Origin of the sequence: Rhodococcus daqingensis (assembly GCF_042665615.1) — a bacterium.
Lineage (GTDB): Bacteria > Actinomycetota > Actinomycetes > Mycobacteriales > Mycobacteriaceae > Rhodococcus_G > Rhodococcus_G daqingensis.
Map to the genome: position 1 here is coordinate 134,175 of NZ_JBHTCS010000017.1, position 16,161 is coordinate 150,335.

Sequence of the window (16,161 nt, forward strand, 5' to 3'; positions counted from 1 at the left end):
GGGCCGAGGGCACGTACGACGATGGCCCGCACTTCCCCTCGGGAGTGCGGGCCATCGTCGTATGAGTCGACTTGTCGTCGGACTCAGTGAGCCATCACCTGCGTCGCGTCGACCGGCGCCGCGGGCTTGGTCCTGGGCAGCAGGAACGCCGGGATCAGCGTCACCAGGATCAGCACGAGGGCCACCGCGAAGGTGTTGCCGAACGCGTCGGCGGCTGCGCTGAGACCCTGCTCGACCGCACCGGGCGGCATCTTCTCCGCGATCGACGGGTCGTGCGCGGCGGCGGTGGCAGGCCCGGCCAGCGGACGCGACATCATCTGGTTGGTGAGCACCACCGACATGGTCGCGGTGCCGATGGAGCCGGCGACCTGCTGGACGATGTTCATCAGCGTCGAACCGCGGGCCACCGTCTCGTCGGTCAGGGTCTGCATCGCCGCCGTCATGATCGGCATCATGGTGCAGCCCATGCCCAGGCCCATCACGAACAGCGCACCGAGCAGCAACACGTACGAGGTGTCGGCGCCCACCTGTGTGAACACCGCCATGCCCGCCGCGATCAGCGTGATGCCCGCCAACACGATCTTGCCGGGACCGATCTTGTCGACGAGCGTGCCCGCCAGCGGCATGGTGAGCATCGCGCCGATGCCCTGCGGCGCCAACAGCAGACCCGCCGCAAGCGTGGACTCACCGCGAACCTGCAGGAAGTAGCTCGGGAACAGGAGCCCGGCACCCATGAACGCGATCACGAACATCGTCGAGGTGATGACCGCGATGGTGAGCCTGCGGTTCGTGAACAGGCGCAGGTCGATCAGCGGATGAGCGGCCCGGAGCGCGTGCAGCACGAAGCCGATCACCAGGGCCAGACCGATCACGGCCGGGATCAGCACCCGAGACGCCGCCACGGTTCCGGTCTCCGGGATCGAGGAGACGCCGAACAGGAACAGCGCCAGGCCGGGCGAGAGCAGCAGCATGCCCAGGAAGTCGAAGGACTCGGACGGGCTCGGCTCGTCCTTGGGCAGCAGCACGAACGCGGCGGTGAGGGCGACGATGCCGACCGGCAGGTTGATCAGGAAGATCCAGTGCCAGCTGGCGCTCTCGATCAGCCAGCCGCCCAGGATCGGTCCGCCGATGGGACCGAGCATCATCGGGATACCCAGCACGGCCATGACGCGGCCGACGCGGTGCGGACCCGCGGCGCGGGTCATGATCGTCATACCCAGCGGCATCAGCATGCCGCCACCGAGACCCTGGAGCACCCGGAAGCCGATCAGCGACTCGATGTTCCATGCCATCGAGCACAGCACAGAGGCGCCGACGAACAGCACCAGCGCCGTCATGTAGAGACGCTTGGTGCCGAACCGGTCCGCGGCCCAGCCGGTCACGGGGATGACGGTCGCCAGTGCCAGGGTGTAGGCGGTCATGGTCCACGCGACGGTTGCGTAGGTCGCGTCGAACTCGGACATGAACGTCGGCAGCGCCACGCTCACGACCGTCACGTCGAGGATCGACATGATGGCGCCGAGCACCACCACACTCGCGATCTTCAGAACTGCGCCGTCGATCTTGTCCGAGGCCGCGGGGGCGCCCGGAGGTGTCGGCGTCGTCATGGGTTCTCCTGACAATTGGCTCGCAGAACATCTCCCGCGAGAATGGGTTTCAGCGATTCGTACAGCCGGTCACGGTCCGAGTCCGACAGACGGGCGGCGAAGGCTCGCAACTCGTCCTTCTTGCTGTCGATGTGGCCGGACGCGATGCTCCGACCGGCCTCCGACAACGAGATCCTCTTGATGCGGCGGTCCTTGGGGTCCTCGCGTCGAACCACGAGACCCTGGTTGACCAGCTGGTCGATGTTGCGACCGGCGGCCGCGACCGAGAACCGCAGCCTCTCGGCCACCTCGTTGATCGCAACGGGTTTTCCGTGTTGCGCCAGCATGAACAGAGTCCGCGCCTGCGAGAACGACAGGTCCATGGCGATCAACTTGTCCATGGACTCCGACTCCCCCACCCCCAGCAGCCGCATGATGAACTCCTCGAGCGCCTGATACAGGTCATCGGGGGAAGCGGTCACTCGCGCAATAGTAGCGTTTGCGCAACTATTGCCCAAACGTAAGGAATGTGAAGACCGTCACGCCCCCCGAATCCCCCCCGCAGCAGTCCGATCCGATCACGCCCGTCACCGGGCGGGCAATCGAATTTCCGCCCGCCCTCGTGATCGCTACTGTCGGGACATGCGCTCCCGGGTCCTGATCCTGCTCCGGCACGGCAAGTCCGCCTACCCCGACGGCGTGGCCGACCACGAGCGGCCGCTCGCCCGGCGGGGGCAACGCGAGGCCGCGCTTGCGGGCGACTGGATCCGCCTGACGCAGCCCGCGGTGGACGCCGTGCTCTGCTCCACCGCCACCAGGACGCGCCTCACCCTCGCGGCCAGTGGTGTCGACGCACCCGCGCGGTACGTCGACACCCTGTACGGGGCGAGCGCGGCCGAGATCCTGCAGGAGGTCGCGCGCACCGACGCGGCGGTGCGGACCCTGCTCGTCGTGGGCCACGAGCCCGGCATCCCGGACACCGCGCTCACACTCGACCCGGACGGCCCGCTTGCCGACCGGATCGCGGACCGGTTCCCCACCTCGGCGCTCGCGACCCTCACGGTGGCCGGACCCTGGTCCGACATCCTCGACTCACGCGCCCGGCTCACCGACTTCCACATCCCGCGCTGAGCGGCCCCGGTCAGTCGCGGACGAGCACCGCCTTGCCGAGCACCTGGCCGGCCTCGAGGTCTGCCAGCGCGCGGGCCGCGTCGGCGAGCGGGTACCTGGCCTTGACCAGCGGCCGCAGGCCCTTCGCCACCAGTTCGGTCAGGTCCGCGTGCGTGCGTGCCAGCGCCGCCGGATCGGTGCGCAGGAACTCGCCCCAGGCCGCGCCGACGATGCTGATGTTGCGGAACAACACCCGATTCACCTTCACCGACGGGATACCGCCGCCCGCGAACCCGATCACCAGCAGCCGGCCCTCCGGCGCCAACACCCGAACGGCATCGTCGAAGGCGTCGCCGCCGACCGGATCCACCACCACGTTCGCGCCGCGGTTCCCGGTCAACTCGCCCACCCGGGCGGGCCACCCCTCGTCGAGCGCCACCACCTCGTCGGCGCCGAGCTCGCGGAGGAAGTCGTCGGCCCCCGACCGCCGGACCACCGCGATCACCCGCGCGCCATGCGCCTTCGCCAGCTGGATCGCCGCGGTACCGACACCGCCCGCCGCACCCAGCACCACCACCGTCTCGCCCGCCACCAGCCCCGCCCGCCGCGACAGCGCGAACTCCATCGTCTGATAGTTGATGATGAGCGAGGCCGCCTCCTCGAAGCTCAGATCGGCGGGTATCGGCATCACGCGCGCAGCCGCGATCGCGACGCGCTCCGCGTAACCACCGAGATCGGACATCGCCAGGACCCGGTCCCCTGCCGCGAACCCGCTGCCGTCCGGCGCAGAGACCACCACCCCGGCCACCTCGGCGCCCGGGATGAAGGGCGGCTCGGGCCGCAGCTGGTACTTCCCGTAGCTGATGAGCAGGTCCGGGAAGCACACCCCCGTCGCACGGACGTCGATCAGCACCTTGCCCGCCGCGTCCGGCTCGGGCACCTCCTGCACGGCCATCCCGGCGGGCCCGCTCAACTCCGAGACCACAACTGCTTTCACCACAGACCTCCGTCATCGCCCGACACCGCATCTGTTCTGCGGTCCGCAGCCCTGACGCTAGTCGTTGTCTCGCGTCGCCTGCGCGGGAAAGATACTGTTCGCGTCACGCCGGTAGCCACCGCAGAGGAGTGCAGTCTTGGACTTCGATCAACCGCTCGCCGTTCCCCCCGCCGACGGGCTGGGGTTCGCCACCTCGTGGCCGGTGCGCACGGGCGACGTCGCCCCCGACAACCGACTCCGGTTCGACGGCATCACCCGGTACCTGCAGGACATCGGTTCCGACAATCTCGATGCCGCCGAGCTCGCCGAAGCCGACCCGCTGTGGATCGTGCGGCGCACCGTCATCGACGTCGTCCGCCCTGCGTTGTGGCCGGATCGGATCCACCTGCGCCGCTGGTGTTCCGGCCTGTCGACCCGCTGGTCGGCGATGCGCGTGCAGCTCACCAGCGAGAAGGGCGCGCTGATCGAGACCGAGGGCTTCTGGATCAACATCAGCCCCGATACCGGCATGCCGACCCGGATCAGCGACGAGGGCATCGCCCTGTTGTCGCGGACCACGGACGAGCACCGGCTCAAATGGCGACCCTGGCTCGGCGGCCCGGCACCGGAGGACGACGGCACCGACGCCCGGTTCCACCTGCGATCCACCGATCTGGACCCGCTGGGCCATGTGAACAACGCCGCCTACTGGCACGCCGTCGAGGACCACCTCGTCACCAGACCCGATCTGCTGGCGACCCCGCACCGCGCCGTCATCGAGTACAACGCGCCCATCACCTCCGGCGAGCACGTCCATGTCCGCATCAGGCAGGACACCGAGTCGATCCGGCTGTGGTTCCTGGTCGGCGGCGATGTCAGGGCCGTTGCCCGGGTCTCGGGCATCGACCGCTGATGAGCCGCCGACCGGCGACCCCTACTTCTTGGCGATCGCCACCATCTCGGCGATGTCGAGCAGCTTGACCCGCGGCCGGCCGGCCGCCTTGCCGAGCTCACGTTCGCGGGCGTCGATCGCCTTCCACCCGGCCCAGTCCAGCGCCTCGGGCTGACGATCCGCCAGCAACGCCTCGAGCGCCTCGCGGTTGCCCTTCGGGGCGGGAAGCCGGTCCGCGGCGAGGTCCTCGAGGATCAGCGCGATGGTGTCGTGAGCGCACTGACGGTTGGTGCCGATCACGCCGGAGGGCCCGCGCTTGATCCAGCCGGCCGTGTACGTGCCCGGCATGGGTTCACCGGACTCCGGGTAGGTGACCCGGCCACCGACGTTCGAGATCGTGCCACGGGCCTCGTCGAACGGCAGGTCCGCGACCGGCACGCCGCGATACCCGACCGAGCGCAGCACCATCCTGGTCTCCAGCAGTTCGGTCTCGTCGGTGCTGCTGGCCCGCAACGTGCCGTCCGGGCCCTCGACCATCTCGTTGCGCGCCACCACGACCCCGCTCACGTGGTCGTCGCCCTGCACCTCGACCGGCGAGGCCAGGAACCGCAGCACGATCCGCTTCTCGTGACCGGCGAGAGGTCGATCCGCGTACTCCCGCAGGATCTCCATCTTCAGGCGCTTGGCCGGGCTCTGTGCGACCTCGGCAGCGCTGACGCTGTCGAGCTCGAGCTCGGCCGGGTCGACGATCACGTCGACGTCGGCCATCTGGCCGAGCGCCAGCAGCTCCGGGCTGGTGAAGGCGGCCTGCGCGGGTCCGCGCCTACCCAGCAGCACGACCTCCCGGATTGCGCTGCCGCGCAGTGCCTCCACCGCGTGCTCGGCCATGTCGGTCCGGGCCAGCTTGTCGGGATCGGTGACCAGGAGACGGGCCACGTCGAGCGCGACGTTGCCGTTACCGACGATGACCGCGCGCGGGCCGGACAGGTCGAAGGTGTGATCCGCGTATTCCGGGTGGCCGTTGTACCAGGCGACGAACTCGGTGGCGGCGAGGCTGCCGGGCAGGTCCTCTCCGGGGATGCCGAGGTGCCGGTCGCTCGGCGCCCCGACCGTGTAGAGCACCGCGTGGTGGTGCTCCATCAGGTCCTCGTGTGTCAGGTGCTTGCCGACCTCCACGTTCAGGTGCAGGCGGAAGCCCGGGCGGCGCGAGACCTCTGCGAACACGTCGGTGACCGCCTTGGTCTCCGGATGGTCGGGGGCGACGCCCGCGCGGACCAGGCCCCACGGCGTCGGCAGGCGGTCGAACATGTCGACCTCGATGCCCGAGCGCTTGAAGGACAGCAGCTCGCGGGAGGCGTAGAAACCGGACGGCCCGGCGCCGACGATCGCGACGCGGAAGGGCTCGTCGGCGGTCTTCGGGAACTTCAGCGAGGGAGCGGGTTCCGCGTCCTCGAGCTCGGTGCCCTCGAAGTAGTCGGCGTTGATCTTCGAGTACCGCGCCATCGACTCGGGCAGGTCGTCGTCACGGAAGATCGCCTCGACCGGGCACGCGTCGACGCAGAGCCCGCAGTCGATGCAGGTCTCCGGGTCGATGTAGAGCATCTCGGTCGACTTGAAGCCGCGCTCGTCCGGCGTCGGGTGGATGCAGTCCACCGGGCACACCTCGGTGCAACTCGCGTCGTTGCAACAAGGCTGGGTGATCACGAACGCCACTGTCGGCCTCCTCGAAACTAGAACCTGTTCCTGTAACGATACCCGGGCTGTGCGAGCAATGTCACAGAGGATCAGAGGATAGCCGCACGGCGCCGCACCCCACCGGCTTCGGACGGCGAATCGGCGGGTCAGCCGGTCAGCGGGTCAGCCGAGGAACTTCTTGCCCGCCACCGCGACGACGCCGAGCACGATCGCGAGGATCAGGGCGGTGCCGAAGCCGGCCAGCCACCAGACCACGCCGAAAACAACGATCGCGGGGGCTGCGGCCACCAGCGAGATGGCGGGGTTCTCCCGGACCACCTCCAGCGCCGACTGGGCCTTCGATCGGTCGATCCCCTTGCCCGCCATGTCGCGTCACTCCTTCACGTACCGGCCGGTGTTACGAACCAGTGCCAGATGTCCGGTCCTTTCCCCCACCATAGACCGCGGACACCCTCCACGATCCCGAGTGGACGTGCGAGCCGCCGAGACGCGGTCACCTCCACTGGCTCAAGGACACAAAGCGATGAGAACGCGGACGAGCTCAGCTTGCCGGTGGGTGTCGGTCTTGTCGAAGACATGCTGCAGATGGGTCCGTACTGTCGACAAGGAGAGCGACAGCTCCTCCGAGGTCTGTTTCAGGTCCACGCCTCGCATCACCTGCAGTGCGATTTCGGCTTCGGATCGGGTGAGATGGTAGAGCCGCTGCAACAGTTCCGTGGCGGGCTCGGGTTCGTTCTCCGGATCGATGATCAGGACGACGGCCATTTGCCCACCGAGGTGCACATCGGTGTCGCGGCGGGGATACGGCAGGACATGAATGACGTAAGGGCGCACGCCGGAGGGGCGACGACAGCTGAGCGATCGGCCTCGGCGGACGCGGGAGCCCCCGTCGGTGAGGGCGTTTCGAATGGCGCCGTGCAACTCCTGTTCGGCAGCTGTGTTCATCGCTGCGAAACGTCCTGACCGCATGCAGAGCCCGTCTCCAGCGCGACAGATTCGTTCGGCGGCAGCGTTCAGGTTGATCACCAGGTGATCGCCTCCGACGAGGATCACTCCATGCCGGATCACGTCCAGCACGCCAGCCGGTTCGCCATCACCGGCGGGCAACGGCGCGACTGCGTCTTGGGTACGCAGCGCCTGTTGTAAGTGCGCAATCAGGCCGCTCATCAACTTCACGCGGTCCGGGGTATCGAAGAACTCGGTGCGGGGAGGTGCCCCGACGATGAAGAAGTAGTTCTCTGGTGGGCCCGTCAGGCGGACCATCAGCCCATCACCCATGTCGTTGGGGCGCAACCAGCATGAGTAGAACTCCGAGTGCCTGCGGGGAGCGACCAGTTCAGATCCCGTGCGCACGGCGCCGACGGGCCCCTTCATCACGTTGGTCAGCACATGATCGAGACGCCCGTAGTGCTGCGCGTAGCTGGCTAATGCATCCGCCGGGAGAGTCGTGTCCCCGATGATGGACGAGGTGCCGTCGGGTGCCATGCCGAGCGTTCCAACCGTGCCGCCCATTTCGCGGTGGATATCTCGCACCGCCGGCCCCCACAGCTGGGGAGTGAGTGCCGCGGCGTAGACACCAGATACGAGACGCGAGAAAGCCTCGATCGTGACCATCGTCTGCCTCTTCATGCGTCGGGCTGTCAACCGTTTCGTGCTGTCAAGGCCATTCCAGAATAGCCGGATCTCATCTGTTCAGATGAGGCGGTGACGTGCTGGTCGTGATTACGTTGAATCGCTACGTCGGGCGAGTTCGCACCTGGCGAGGAACGCCGCAGCGGCAAGCAGGTGATCACGATGACAACCAATCAACGTCCGCTCACACCACCATGGACATCCACCGCAGGGCCAACGGGATTGCGTCGCCGACGGCGGATGGGAACCACCGCGGGCAACGCCAAGCACATCGGGCACATCGGTGAGCTGGCGGTCGCGCTCGGCATCGGGCTGGCAATCGCCGCGCCACCGGACGTGGCGGCCGCCGCGCCCTCCGGCGGCGACTCGTCCACCTCGTCGAGCTCCAGCGATTCCGACGAATCGTCCGACACGTCTCGCAGCGATTCCGACTCGTCGTCACGGTCCCGCTCGTCCGACGGCGGACCATCCGACACATCGAGCAGCGGCTCCGGATCGTCCGGCGGCTCGCGATCGTCCGGCGACGCGGACTCGTCGTCGCCTGCCGGCTCGTCCGACGGTCCGTCGTCCGACACGTCGAGCGGCGAATCCGCCGCGACCGGATCGGCATCGAGCGACGACACGGGCGATACCGGCTCGCCGGCACCGGATCCGTCGCCGGGTTCCACCGTGGACGGGGTCGGCGCGCCGGACCCGGCCACCCCCGCCGACGAGACGGCGCCGGCCACCGTCGACGAATCCGGTGGTTCGACCACGCAGGCCGGCCAACCGACGGCGGACACCGCGAGCTCGGGTTCGTCCGCACCGCCGCCCGCAGCGGTGCCGCCGGTCTCGCCCGGACCGGGATCGGGCCTCGATCACGCGGACATGGACGGCGCCGGCACGACGGCCCGGATCACGGATCCGTCGCCCGCCGAACCGAGCACGGCGCCCAGCCCACCCGCGGAGGCGGGCCCTGCAGCGCACCAACCGGGGCCGGCGGACCCCGCACCGGGCAAACCCGGGGCGGCGGAACCTGCCGCGCTCGAGCCGATCTCGAACGCACCGGCAGCACCACTGGTCAAGCAGTGGGCTCCGGCGACCATCGCCACCACGATCGATTCCACTGCGGCCCTGGCGCAGTGGGCGGACCACGAACTATCGGAAACGACGCACGACATCGTTCGGATGCAGGCACTTTCTCCGACACTCCCGACTTCGGCTGCCGAAGCCGCATCCCAGGTCGTGTCGAATGTCCTCGCAGCCGTGGGACTGCGGCCGTTCGCGACCGACGATCCGCTGGCACCGATCGAGTCGCCGATGGCCTGGGCACTCGCCGCGGCATGGTGTCGTCGACAGGAGCTGGCGACGTCCGCCGAGGCGACCCGGAACCTCAGCGCGGCACCGGCCACCACCAGCCAGCCGATCGAGACGTTCGAGACATCCCAGAGCTCCGCGACGTTCGCGGCACTGACGGCCGACGCTCCCGAGGCCACCACTGCGTCCGCCTCGTCCACCGCCCCGACCGGGCCGACCGTCGGGATACCCGACCGCAACACCGGTACGGTGCTCGGCGCGATCAACGCGTCCGGAAGTCAACCCGGCTACGCTGTCACGGGCGAACCGAGCCGCGGTAAGGCCACCGTCGACGCGACCGGCAACTTCACCTACACGCCAACGCACGCCGCGCGGCAAACCGCGGCATTGGACCCCACCGCAGACTACGACTCCTTCACCGTCACCGTGACCGACGGACAGACAAGCAACCCGGTGACCGTGCAGGTGCCGGTGTCGGCGGCACGGATGCAGGTCGCGCAGTCCACCAAGGTCGGGACCACGCCCTCCGGGGCCGCGATCGCCGGCACCAAGGCATACGTGACGAACCAGGGATCCAAGAGCGTGTCCGTGCTCGACAGCACCAACACCGTCGTCGCGACGGTGCCGGTCGGCACCTCGCCGACCGCGATCGCGGCGAACCCGGCCGGCACCCGCGTGTACGTCTCCAGCAGCGGCAGCCGCACCGTCTCGGTGATCGACACCAGCACCAACACGGTCGTCGCCACCGTACGGACCGGCATCGGCAGCACACCCAACGCCGTCGCCGTCGCCACCACCCCTGTAGGTACCCGCGCCTACGTCACCAACGGCGGCAGCCGCACCGTCTCCGTCATCAACACCACCAACAACACGGTCGTCGCCACCGTCGGCACCGGCACCACGCCCAATGCGGTCGCCGTCAACCCCGCCGGCACCCGCGCCTATGTCACCAACGGTGGCAGCAACACCGTCTCGGTCATCGACACCAGCACCAACAAGGTCGTCGGCACCGTCAATCTCGGCAGCGGCACCACACCGAACGCCGTCACCGTCAGCCCCGACGGTGCCCGGGTGTACGTGGCCAACCGCGGCAGCAACAACATCGCGGTCGTCGACACCGCCACCAACAGCGTCGTCGGCACGATCGGCGGCGTAGGGACGCGGCCGACCTCGGTGACGGTCACCCCCGACGGCACCGCCCTCTATGTCGCCTCGGATCCGGACACCCTCACCGTCATCGACACCCGGACCAACACGGTCGTGTCCAGTGTCGGCCTGGACCCGACAGCGGAGTCCGGCGCTCACCGCATCGCGCTGAGCACGGACGGCTCGCGGATGCTCGTCACCGACGCGGCCGACGGCACCGTGCGGACCCTCGCGCTCACCCACGTGAACTCCGCACCGACCGCGACCTGGACGGTCGGCGCACCCCGCGCATCCGACGGCGCCGTCGTCGTCACCCTCACACCCGCCGACCCCGACGGCGACCCCGTGACCTTCACCTCCGGTCCGGCGGGGTCCGGTTCCGTCGTCGCCGACGGAACCGGGGCGTTCGTCTACACCCCGACCACCGCCGCCCGCGACCTCGCCATGCAGACGCCCGGAGAGGACGCCGACCACTTCACCATCTCCGCCGGAGACGGCCAGTACTCGACGAATCTCGCGGTCACCGTTGCCATCTCACCGACCCAACCGCCGACCGTCGTCGACGTCGAGTCGACCGCCGTTGCGACCGGCCTCTATCCACGCGAGGCCGCTATCGTCGGCGATCGCCTGTTCGTCATCAGCGAGGAGGGCTACCTCTGGACGGTCGACCGTGAGACCAATGCGGTCGTGGGAGAGCCGATCCCCGCGGCAGGTTGGGCGCAGACCCTCACCGCAAGCACCGCCACGAACCGCCTGTACGTGAATGACGGCTACAACTCGACCATCTGGGTGTTCGACGCGACGACAGGCGAGGGCCTTGCGGGGATCCCGCTGCAGTACGAGGAATCCGAAGCATGGCCGGTAGCGCACGAGATGGCCGTCAGCGGGGACGGATCCCGGCTGTACGCCGCCAGCCCGAGTGGCGTCGTCTCGGTGATCGACACCTCCACGAACACGGTCCTTTCCACCCATCGGATCGCTACCCCGTCCGATCTGGAGATCAGCCCGGACGGAGCCACTCTGTACGGCACGACCGGCGGAACCGTGACGCTGACCGAGACCGATTCCATGACCACGGTCGGATCGGTGCAGGTCGGGCCGGTGTGGGACACCACCGCGACGGCCAGTGAGTTCTCCACCACCAACCAGGTCACGGCCGGCCCCGACGGGACACGGTTGTACGTGACCTACCGAGTGACCCAGGTGGCGACGAACACCGGCGGCCACGCGAACGGCGAGTTCATCGCGGATACCACCGGCCGCCAGTGGATCGTCACCGGCCGATACGGCGGCGTTGCGGTGATCGACGCCGATCCGACCAGTGCGACCTTCGGCACCGTGCTCGGGACCGTCCGTCTGCCTTCCTCCGCCCAGGACGTCGCGCTGAGCTCTGACGGCCGATGGGCCTACGTCACCGGCGCCGACGGACGCACGGTCTCGGTACTGGACGCGTCGACGCTCGCCGTCATCGGCACCTTCGTGACGGACGACGTCGGATCCTCACCCAGTGCGATCTACACGCCAACCCGCCAGATCGTCGTCGACCCCGACGATCCCGGCACCGTGTACGTCACCGACTTCAACGACGGCGTCGTGTACACGGTCACCGGCGTGCCGGTGGGCCAGTCGGCAGCAACGTCGGTCTGACCAGCCCGCAGACGACGGGTCGTGCGACGACCGAGTGTCGTTCGGTGGGGCACGACACGACAACGGCCCCCGATCCCAGAACTGGGATCGGGGGCCGCTTCGTTGTATCCGGCGACTACCGGTAGTCGGTGCTGAAGCCGTAGTCGTCGAGCGGAACAGCAGCTCCGGTCCCGGTGCCGAAGCCTTCCGGGCTGTAGTACTGATCCTCGTACGACGGCACGGCGTAGGCCGCGGCGCGCGCCTCCTCGGTCGGCTGGACCTGGATGTTCCGGTAACGGTTGATGCCGGTACCGGCCGGGATCAGCTTGCCGATGATGACGTTCTCCTTGAGACCGATCAGCTTGTCCGAGCGGCAGTTGATGGCCGCATCGGTCAGCACGCGGGTGGTCTCCTGGAAGGACGCCGCCGACAGCCACGAGTCGGTCGCCAGCGAGGCCTTGGTGATACCCATGAGCACCGGACGACCGGCAGCGGGCTCACCACCCTCGGCGACGACGCGACGGTTGGCCGCCTCGAACTCGGAACGCTCGGTGAGCGAACCGGGCAGGAACTCGGTGGCGCCGGAGTCGATGATCGTCACGCGACGCAGCATCTGACGAACGATCGTCTCGATGTGCTTGTCGTGGATCGACACACCCTGGCTCCGGTACACCTCCTGAACCTCGTTGACCAGGTGGATCTGCACCTGACGCGGGCCCATCACGCGCAGCACCTCGTGCGGATCGGCAGCACCCTCCATGAGCTGCTGGCCGACCTCGACGTGGTCACCGTCCGCCAGCAGGCGCTCGGAACCGTCGTCGTGCTTGAACACGCGCAGACGCTGACGCTTGGACAGCTTGTCGTAGACGACCTCTTCGCCGCCATCGTCCGGGACGATGGTGATCTTGTAGAAGCGGTCGCCGTCCTCGAGCTGCACCCGTCCGGTGACGTCGGCGATCGGGGCCTTGCCCTTGGGGACGCGGGCCTCGAACAGCTCCTGGACACGCGGCAGACCACCGGTGATGTCCTCGCCCGCGACACCACCCTGGTGGAAGGTACGCATGGTCAGCTGGGTACCCGGCTCACCGATGGACTGGGCGGCGACGATGCCGACAGCCTCACCGATGTCCACCAGCTTGCCGGTCGCCATCGAGCGGCCGTAGCAGGTGGCGCAGACGCCGGTGCCGGTGGTGCAGGTGAGCACGGAGCGCACCTTCACGTCGGTGATGCCGGCCTCGAGCAGCGCGTCGATGGCCGGGTCACCCAGGTCGGCGCCACGCTCGACGATGACCGTGCCGTTGGCGTCGACCGCGTCGGCGGCCAGCGTGCGGGCGTAGGTGCTGGTCTCCACGTGCGCATCCCGGATCAGCGAGCCGTCGGCCTGCTTCTCCGCGATCGTGGTGACGATGCCGCGCTCCGTGCCACAGTCCGTCTCACGGACGATGACGTCCTGCGAGACGTCCACCAGACGACGGGTGAGGTAACCCGAGTCGGCGGTACGCAGCGCGGTATCCGCCAGACCCTTACGGGCGCCGTGCGTGTTGATGAAGTACTCGAGAACGGTCAGGCCTTCCTTGAAGGAAGACTTGATCGGACGCGGGATGAACTCACCCTTCGGGTTCGTCACCAGGCCCTTCATGCCGGCGAGCGACCGAACCTGCGTCATGTTTCCGGCGGCGCCGGACTTCACGATCATCGGGATCGGGTTGTCGTCGGGGAAGAAGGCCTCCATGGCCTTACCGACCTCGTCGGTGGCCTCGGACCAGATCTTCACCAGGGCGCTGTTGCGCTCGGCGTGGTTGAGGGCACCGCGCTGGTACTTCTTCTCGATCTGCTCGGCCTGCGCCTCGAACTTGTCCATGATCTCGGACTTGCTCGGCGGCACCAGAACGTCCGAGATCGAGACCGTGACGCCCGAACGGGTCGCCCAGTAGAAACCGGCGTCCTTGAGCTTGTCCACGGTCTGCGCGACCACGATCATCGGGTAACGCTCGGCGAGATCGTTGATGATCGTCGCCTGACGCTTCTTCGGCATCTGCTCGTTCACGAACGGGTAGTCCGCGGGGAGCAGCTCGTTGAAGAGCACCCGGCCGAGGGTGGTCTCGGCGACCCAGCCCTCGCCGTAGTTCCAGCCGCCGTCGGGGAACAGCTCGTCCTCGAGGTCGCGCGGCGGACGCTGCGTGGTCAGGCGGACCTTGATCTTCGCCTGCACCTTCAGTGCGCCACGGTCCACGGCCATGATCGCCTCGGCGGGCGAGGAGTAGGCGCCGACCTCGGGCCGATCCTTGCCCGCGGCGACGAGCTCGCCGTCGGCACCCTCGTCGAGCCGGGTCAGGTGGTACAGACCGGTCACCATGTCCAGACGCGGCATGGCGAGCGGGCGACCCGACGCGGGCGAGAGGATGTTGTTCGAGGACAGCATCAGGATGCGGGCCTCGGCCTGCGCCTCCGCGGACAGCGGGAGGTGCACGGCCATCTGGTCACCGTCGAAGTCGGCGTTGAAGGCCTCACACACCAGCGGGTGCAGCTGGATGGCCTTGCCCTCGACGAGCTGCGGCTCGAAGGCCTGGATACCGAGGCGGTGCAGCGTGGGTGCACGGTTGAGCAGCACCGGGTGCTCGGCGATGACCTCTTCGAGGACGTCCCACACCTGGGCACGCTGACGCTCGACCATGCGCTTGGCCGACTTGATGTTCTGCGCGTGGTTCAGGTCCACCAGACGCTTCATCACGAACGGCTTGAACAGCTCGAGCGCCATCAGCTTCGGCAGACCGCACTGGTGCAGCTTGAGCTGCGGGCCGACGACGATGACCGAACGGCCCGAGTAGTCGACGCGCTTGCCGAGCAGGTTCTGACGGAAACGACCCTGCTTGCCCTTGAGCAGGTCGCTCAGGGACTTCAGCGGGCGGTTGCCCGGACCGGTGACCGGACGTCCACGACGGCCGTTGTCGAACAGCGCGTCGACGGACTCCTGCAGCATCCGCTTCTCGTTGTTGACGATGATCTCGGGCGCGCCGAGGTCGATCAGTCGCTTGAGGCGGTTGTTGCGGTTGATCACGCGGCGGTACAGGTCGTTCAGGTCGGAGGTGGCGAACCGGCCACCGTCGAGCTGAACCATCGGACGCAGCTCCGGCGGGATCACCGGCACGGCGTTGAGGACCATGCCCATCGGCGAGTTGCCGGTGGACTGGAAGGCCGCGACGACCTTGAGACGCTTGAGCGCGCGCAGCTTCTTCTGACCCTTGCCGCTGCGGATGGTCTCCCGGAGGCTCTCGGCCTCGGCGTCGATGTCGAAGTTCTCCATCAGCTTCTGGATGGACTCCGCGCCCATCGCGCCGGTGAAGTACTCGCCGTAGCGGTCCACCATCTCGCGGTAGAGGCCCTCGTCGACGATGAGCTGCTTCGGAGCGAGCTTGGTGAAGGTGTTCCAGATCTCCTCGAGCCGGTCCAGCTCGCGCTGGGCCCGGTCACGGAGCTGGCGCATCTCGCGCTCGCCGCCGTCCTTGACCTTGCGTCGCACGTCGGACTTGGCACCCTCGGCCTCGAGCTCGGCGATGTCCGCCTCGAGCTTCTGGGCGCGGGCCTCGAGATCGGCGTCGCGCTGGTCCGCGACGGACTTCTTCTCGACCTCCATCTCGGCCTGCAGGGTGGAGAGCTCGTTGTGGCGCAGCTCGTCGTCGACCGCGACGATCACATAGGCCGCGAAGTAGATGATCTTCTCGAGATCCTTCGGCGCCAGGTCCAGCAGGTAGCCGAGACGGCTCGGCACGCCCTTGAAGTACCAGATGTGGGTCACCGGAGCGGCGAGCTCGATGTGGCCCATCCGCTCACGACGCACCTTCGCGCGGGTCACCTCGACACCACAGCGCTCGCAGATGATGCCCTTGAAGCGGACGCGCTTGTACTTACCGCAGTAGCACTCCCAGTCCCGGGTGGGGCCGAAGATCTTCTCGCAGAAGAGGCCGTCCTTCTCGGGCTTGAGCGTGCGGTAGTTGATGGTCTCCGGCTTCTTGACCTCGCCGTAGGACCACTGACGGATGTCCTCAGCGGTGGCCAGGCCGATGCGGAGTTCATCGAAGAAGTTGACGTCGAGCACGTAACTTCCTTTCCCCAGAGGGATTATGGTGTGCGCTTCGCAGCGCCTACCTGTCTGCCAAATTCAAATGTGGGCTACGCCCCCGGGCCGCATCAACGATGCAGCC

At 68.1% G+C, this 16,161-nt stretch carries 10 protein-coding genes; 3 read left to right on the top strand and 7 right to left on the bottom strand.

Going from position 1 to position 16,161, the window contains the following annotated elements; translation table 11 throughout:
- Window positions 1-83: 83 nt before the first annotated feature.
- The gene (locus tag ACFQS9_RS14745; protein ID WP_378405895.1) at window positions 84-1,607 is read right to left on the bottom strand and encodes a DHA2 family efflux MFS transporter permease subunit; all 1,524 of its coding nucleotides are present in this window, start codon (window positions 1,605-1,607) and stop codon (window positions 84-86) included.
- Window positions 1,604-2,020: a MarR family winged helix-turn-helix transcriptional regulator gene (locus ACFQS9_RS14750; protein ID WP_378406515.1), complete on the bottom strand. Its 417-nt coding sequence runs from the start codon at window positions 2,018-2,020 to the stop codon at window positions 1,604-1,606. Before ACFQS9_RS14750 ends, ACFQS9_RS14745 begins: the two co-directional genes overlap by 4 nt.
- A gap of 208 nt (window positions 2,021-2,228) precedes the next feature.
- Here ACFQS9_RS14750 and ACFQS9_RS14755 point away from each other — a divergent pair, with 208 nt between their 5' ends.
- Complete coding sequence (locus ACFQS9_RS14755; protein ID WP_378405897.1) at window positions 2,229-2,717, top strand: SixA phosphatase family protein; 489 nt, start codon at window positions 2,229-2,231, stop codon at window positions 2,715-2,717.
- Window positions 2,718-2,727: 10 nt separating this feature from the next.
- Here ACFQS9_RS14755 and ACFQS9_RS14760 read toward each other — a convergent pair whose 3' ends face one another.
- On the bottom strand, window positions 2,728-3,693 hold the full coding sequence (locus ACFQS9_RS14760; protein WP_378405899.1) for an NADPH:quinone oxidoreductase family protein: 966 nt from the start codon (window positions 3,691-3,693) through the stop codon (window positions 2,728-2,730).
- A 136-nt stretch (window positions 3,694-3,829) separates the two neighbouring features.
- Here ACFQS9_RS14760 and ACFQS9_RS14765 point away from each other — a divergent pair, with 136 nt between their 5' ends.
- The gene (locus ACFQS9_RS14765) at window positions 3,830-4,585 is read left to right on the top strand and encodes an acyl-[acyl-carrier-protein] thioesterase (RefSeq protein ID WP_378405901.1); all 756 of its coding nucleotides are present in this window, start codon (window positions 3,830-3,832) and stop codon (window positions 4,583-4,585) included.
- 21 nt (window positions 4,586-4,606) lie between these two features.
- On the opposite strand, the gene ACFQS9_RS14770 is transcribed toward ACFQS9_RS14765, so the two are convergent.
- The 3 genes from ACFQS9_RS14770 to ACFQS9_RS14780 form a co-directional block, all read right to left on the bottom strand.
- On the bottom strand, window positions 4,607-6,277 hold the full coding sequence (locus ACFQS9_RS14770; protein WP_378405903.1) for a 4Fe-4S binding protein: 1,671 nt from the start codon (window positions 6,275-6,277) through the stop codon (window positions 4,607-4,609).
- A 144-nt stretch (window positions 6,278-6,421) separates the two neighbouring features.
- Window positions 6,422-6,625, bottom strand: a complete 204-nt coding sequence (locus tag ACFQS9_RS14775) for a hypothetical protein (protein ID WP_378405904.1) — start codon at window positions 6,623-6,625, stop codon at window positions 6,422-6,424.
- Window positions 6,626-6,766: 141 nt separating this feature from the next.
- Window positions 6,767-7,873 carry a helix-turn-helix transcriptional regulator gene (locus ACFQS9_RS14780; protein WP_378405906.1) on the bottom strand — a complete coding sequence of 369 codons (1,107 nt, stop codon included), beginning with the start codon at window positions 7,871-7,873 and terminating at the stop codon, window positions 6,767-6,769.
- Window positions 7,874-8,131: 258 nt separating this feature from the next.
- Between ACFQS9_RS14780 and ACFQS9_RS14785 the strand changes: the two genes are divergently transcribed.
- A complete protein-coding gene (locus tag ACFQS9_RS14785) occupies window positions 8,132-11,980 on the top strand; it encodes a beta-propeller fold lactonase family protein (protein WP_378405908.1) in 3,849 nt (1,282 codons plus the stop codon).
- Window positions 11,981-12,095: 115 nt separating this feature from the next.
- On the opposite strand, the gene ACFQS9_RS14790 is transcribed toward ACFQS9_RS14785, so the two are convergent.
- Complete coding sequence (locus ACFQS9_RS14790; RefSeq protein WP_378405910.1) at window positions 12,096-16,055, bottom strand: DNA-directed RNA polymerase subunit beta'; 3,960 nt, start codon at window positions 16,053-16,055, stop codon at window positions 12,096-12,098.
- Window positions 16,056-16,161 lie beyond the last annotated feature (106 nt).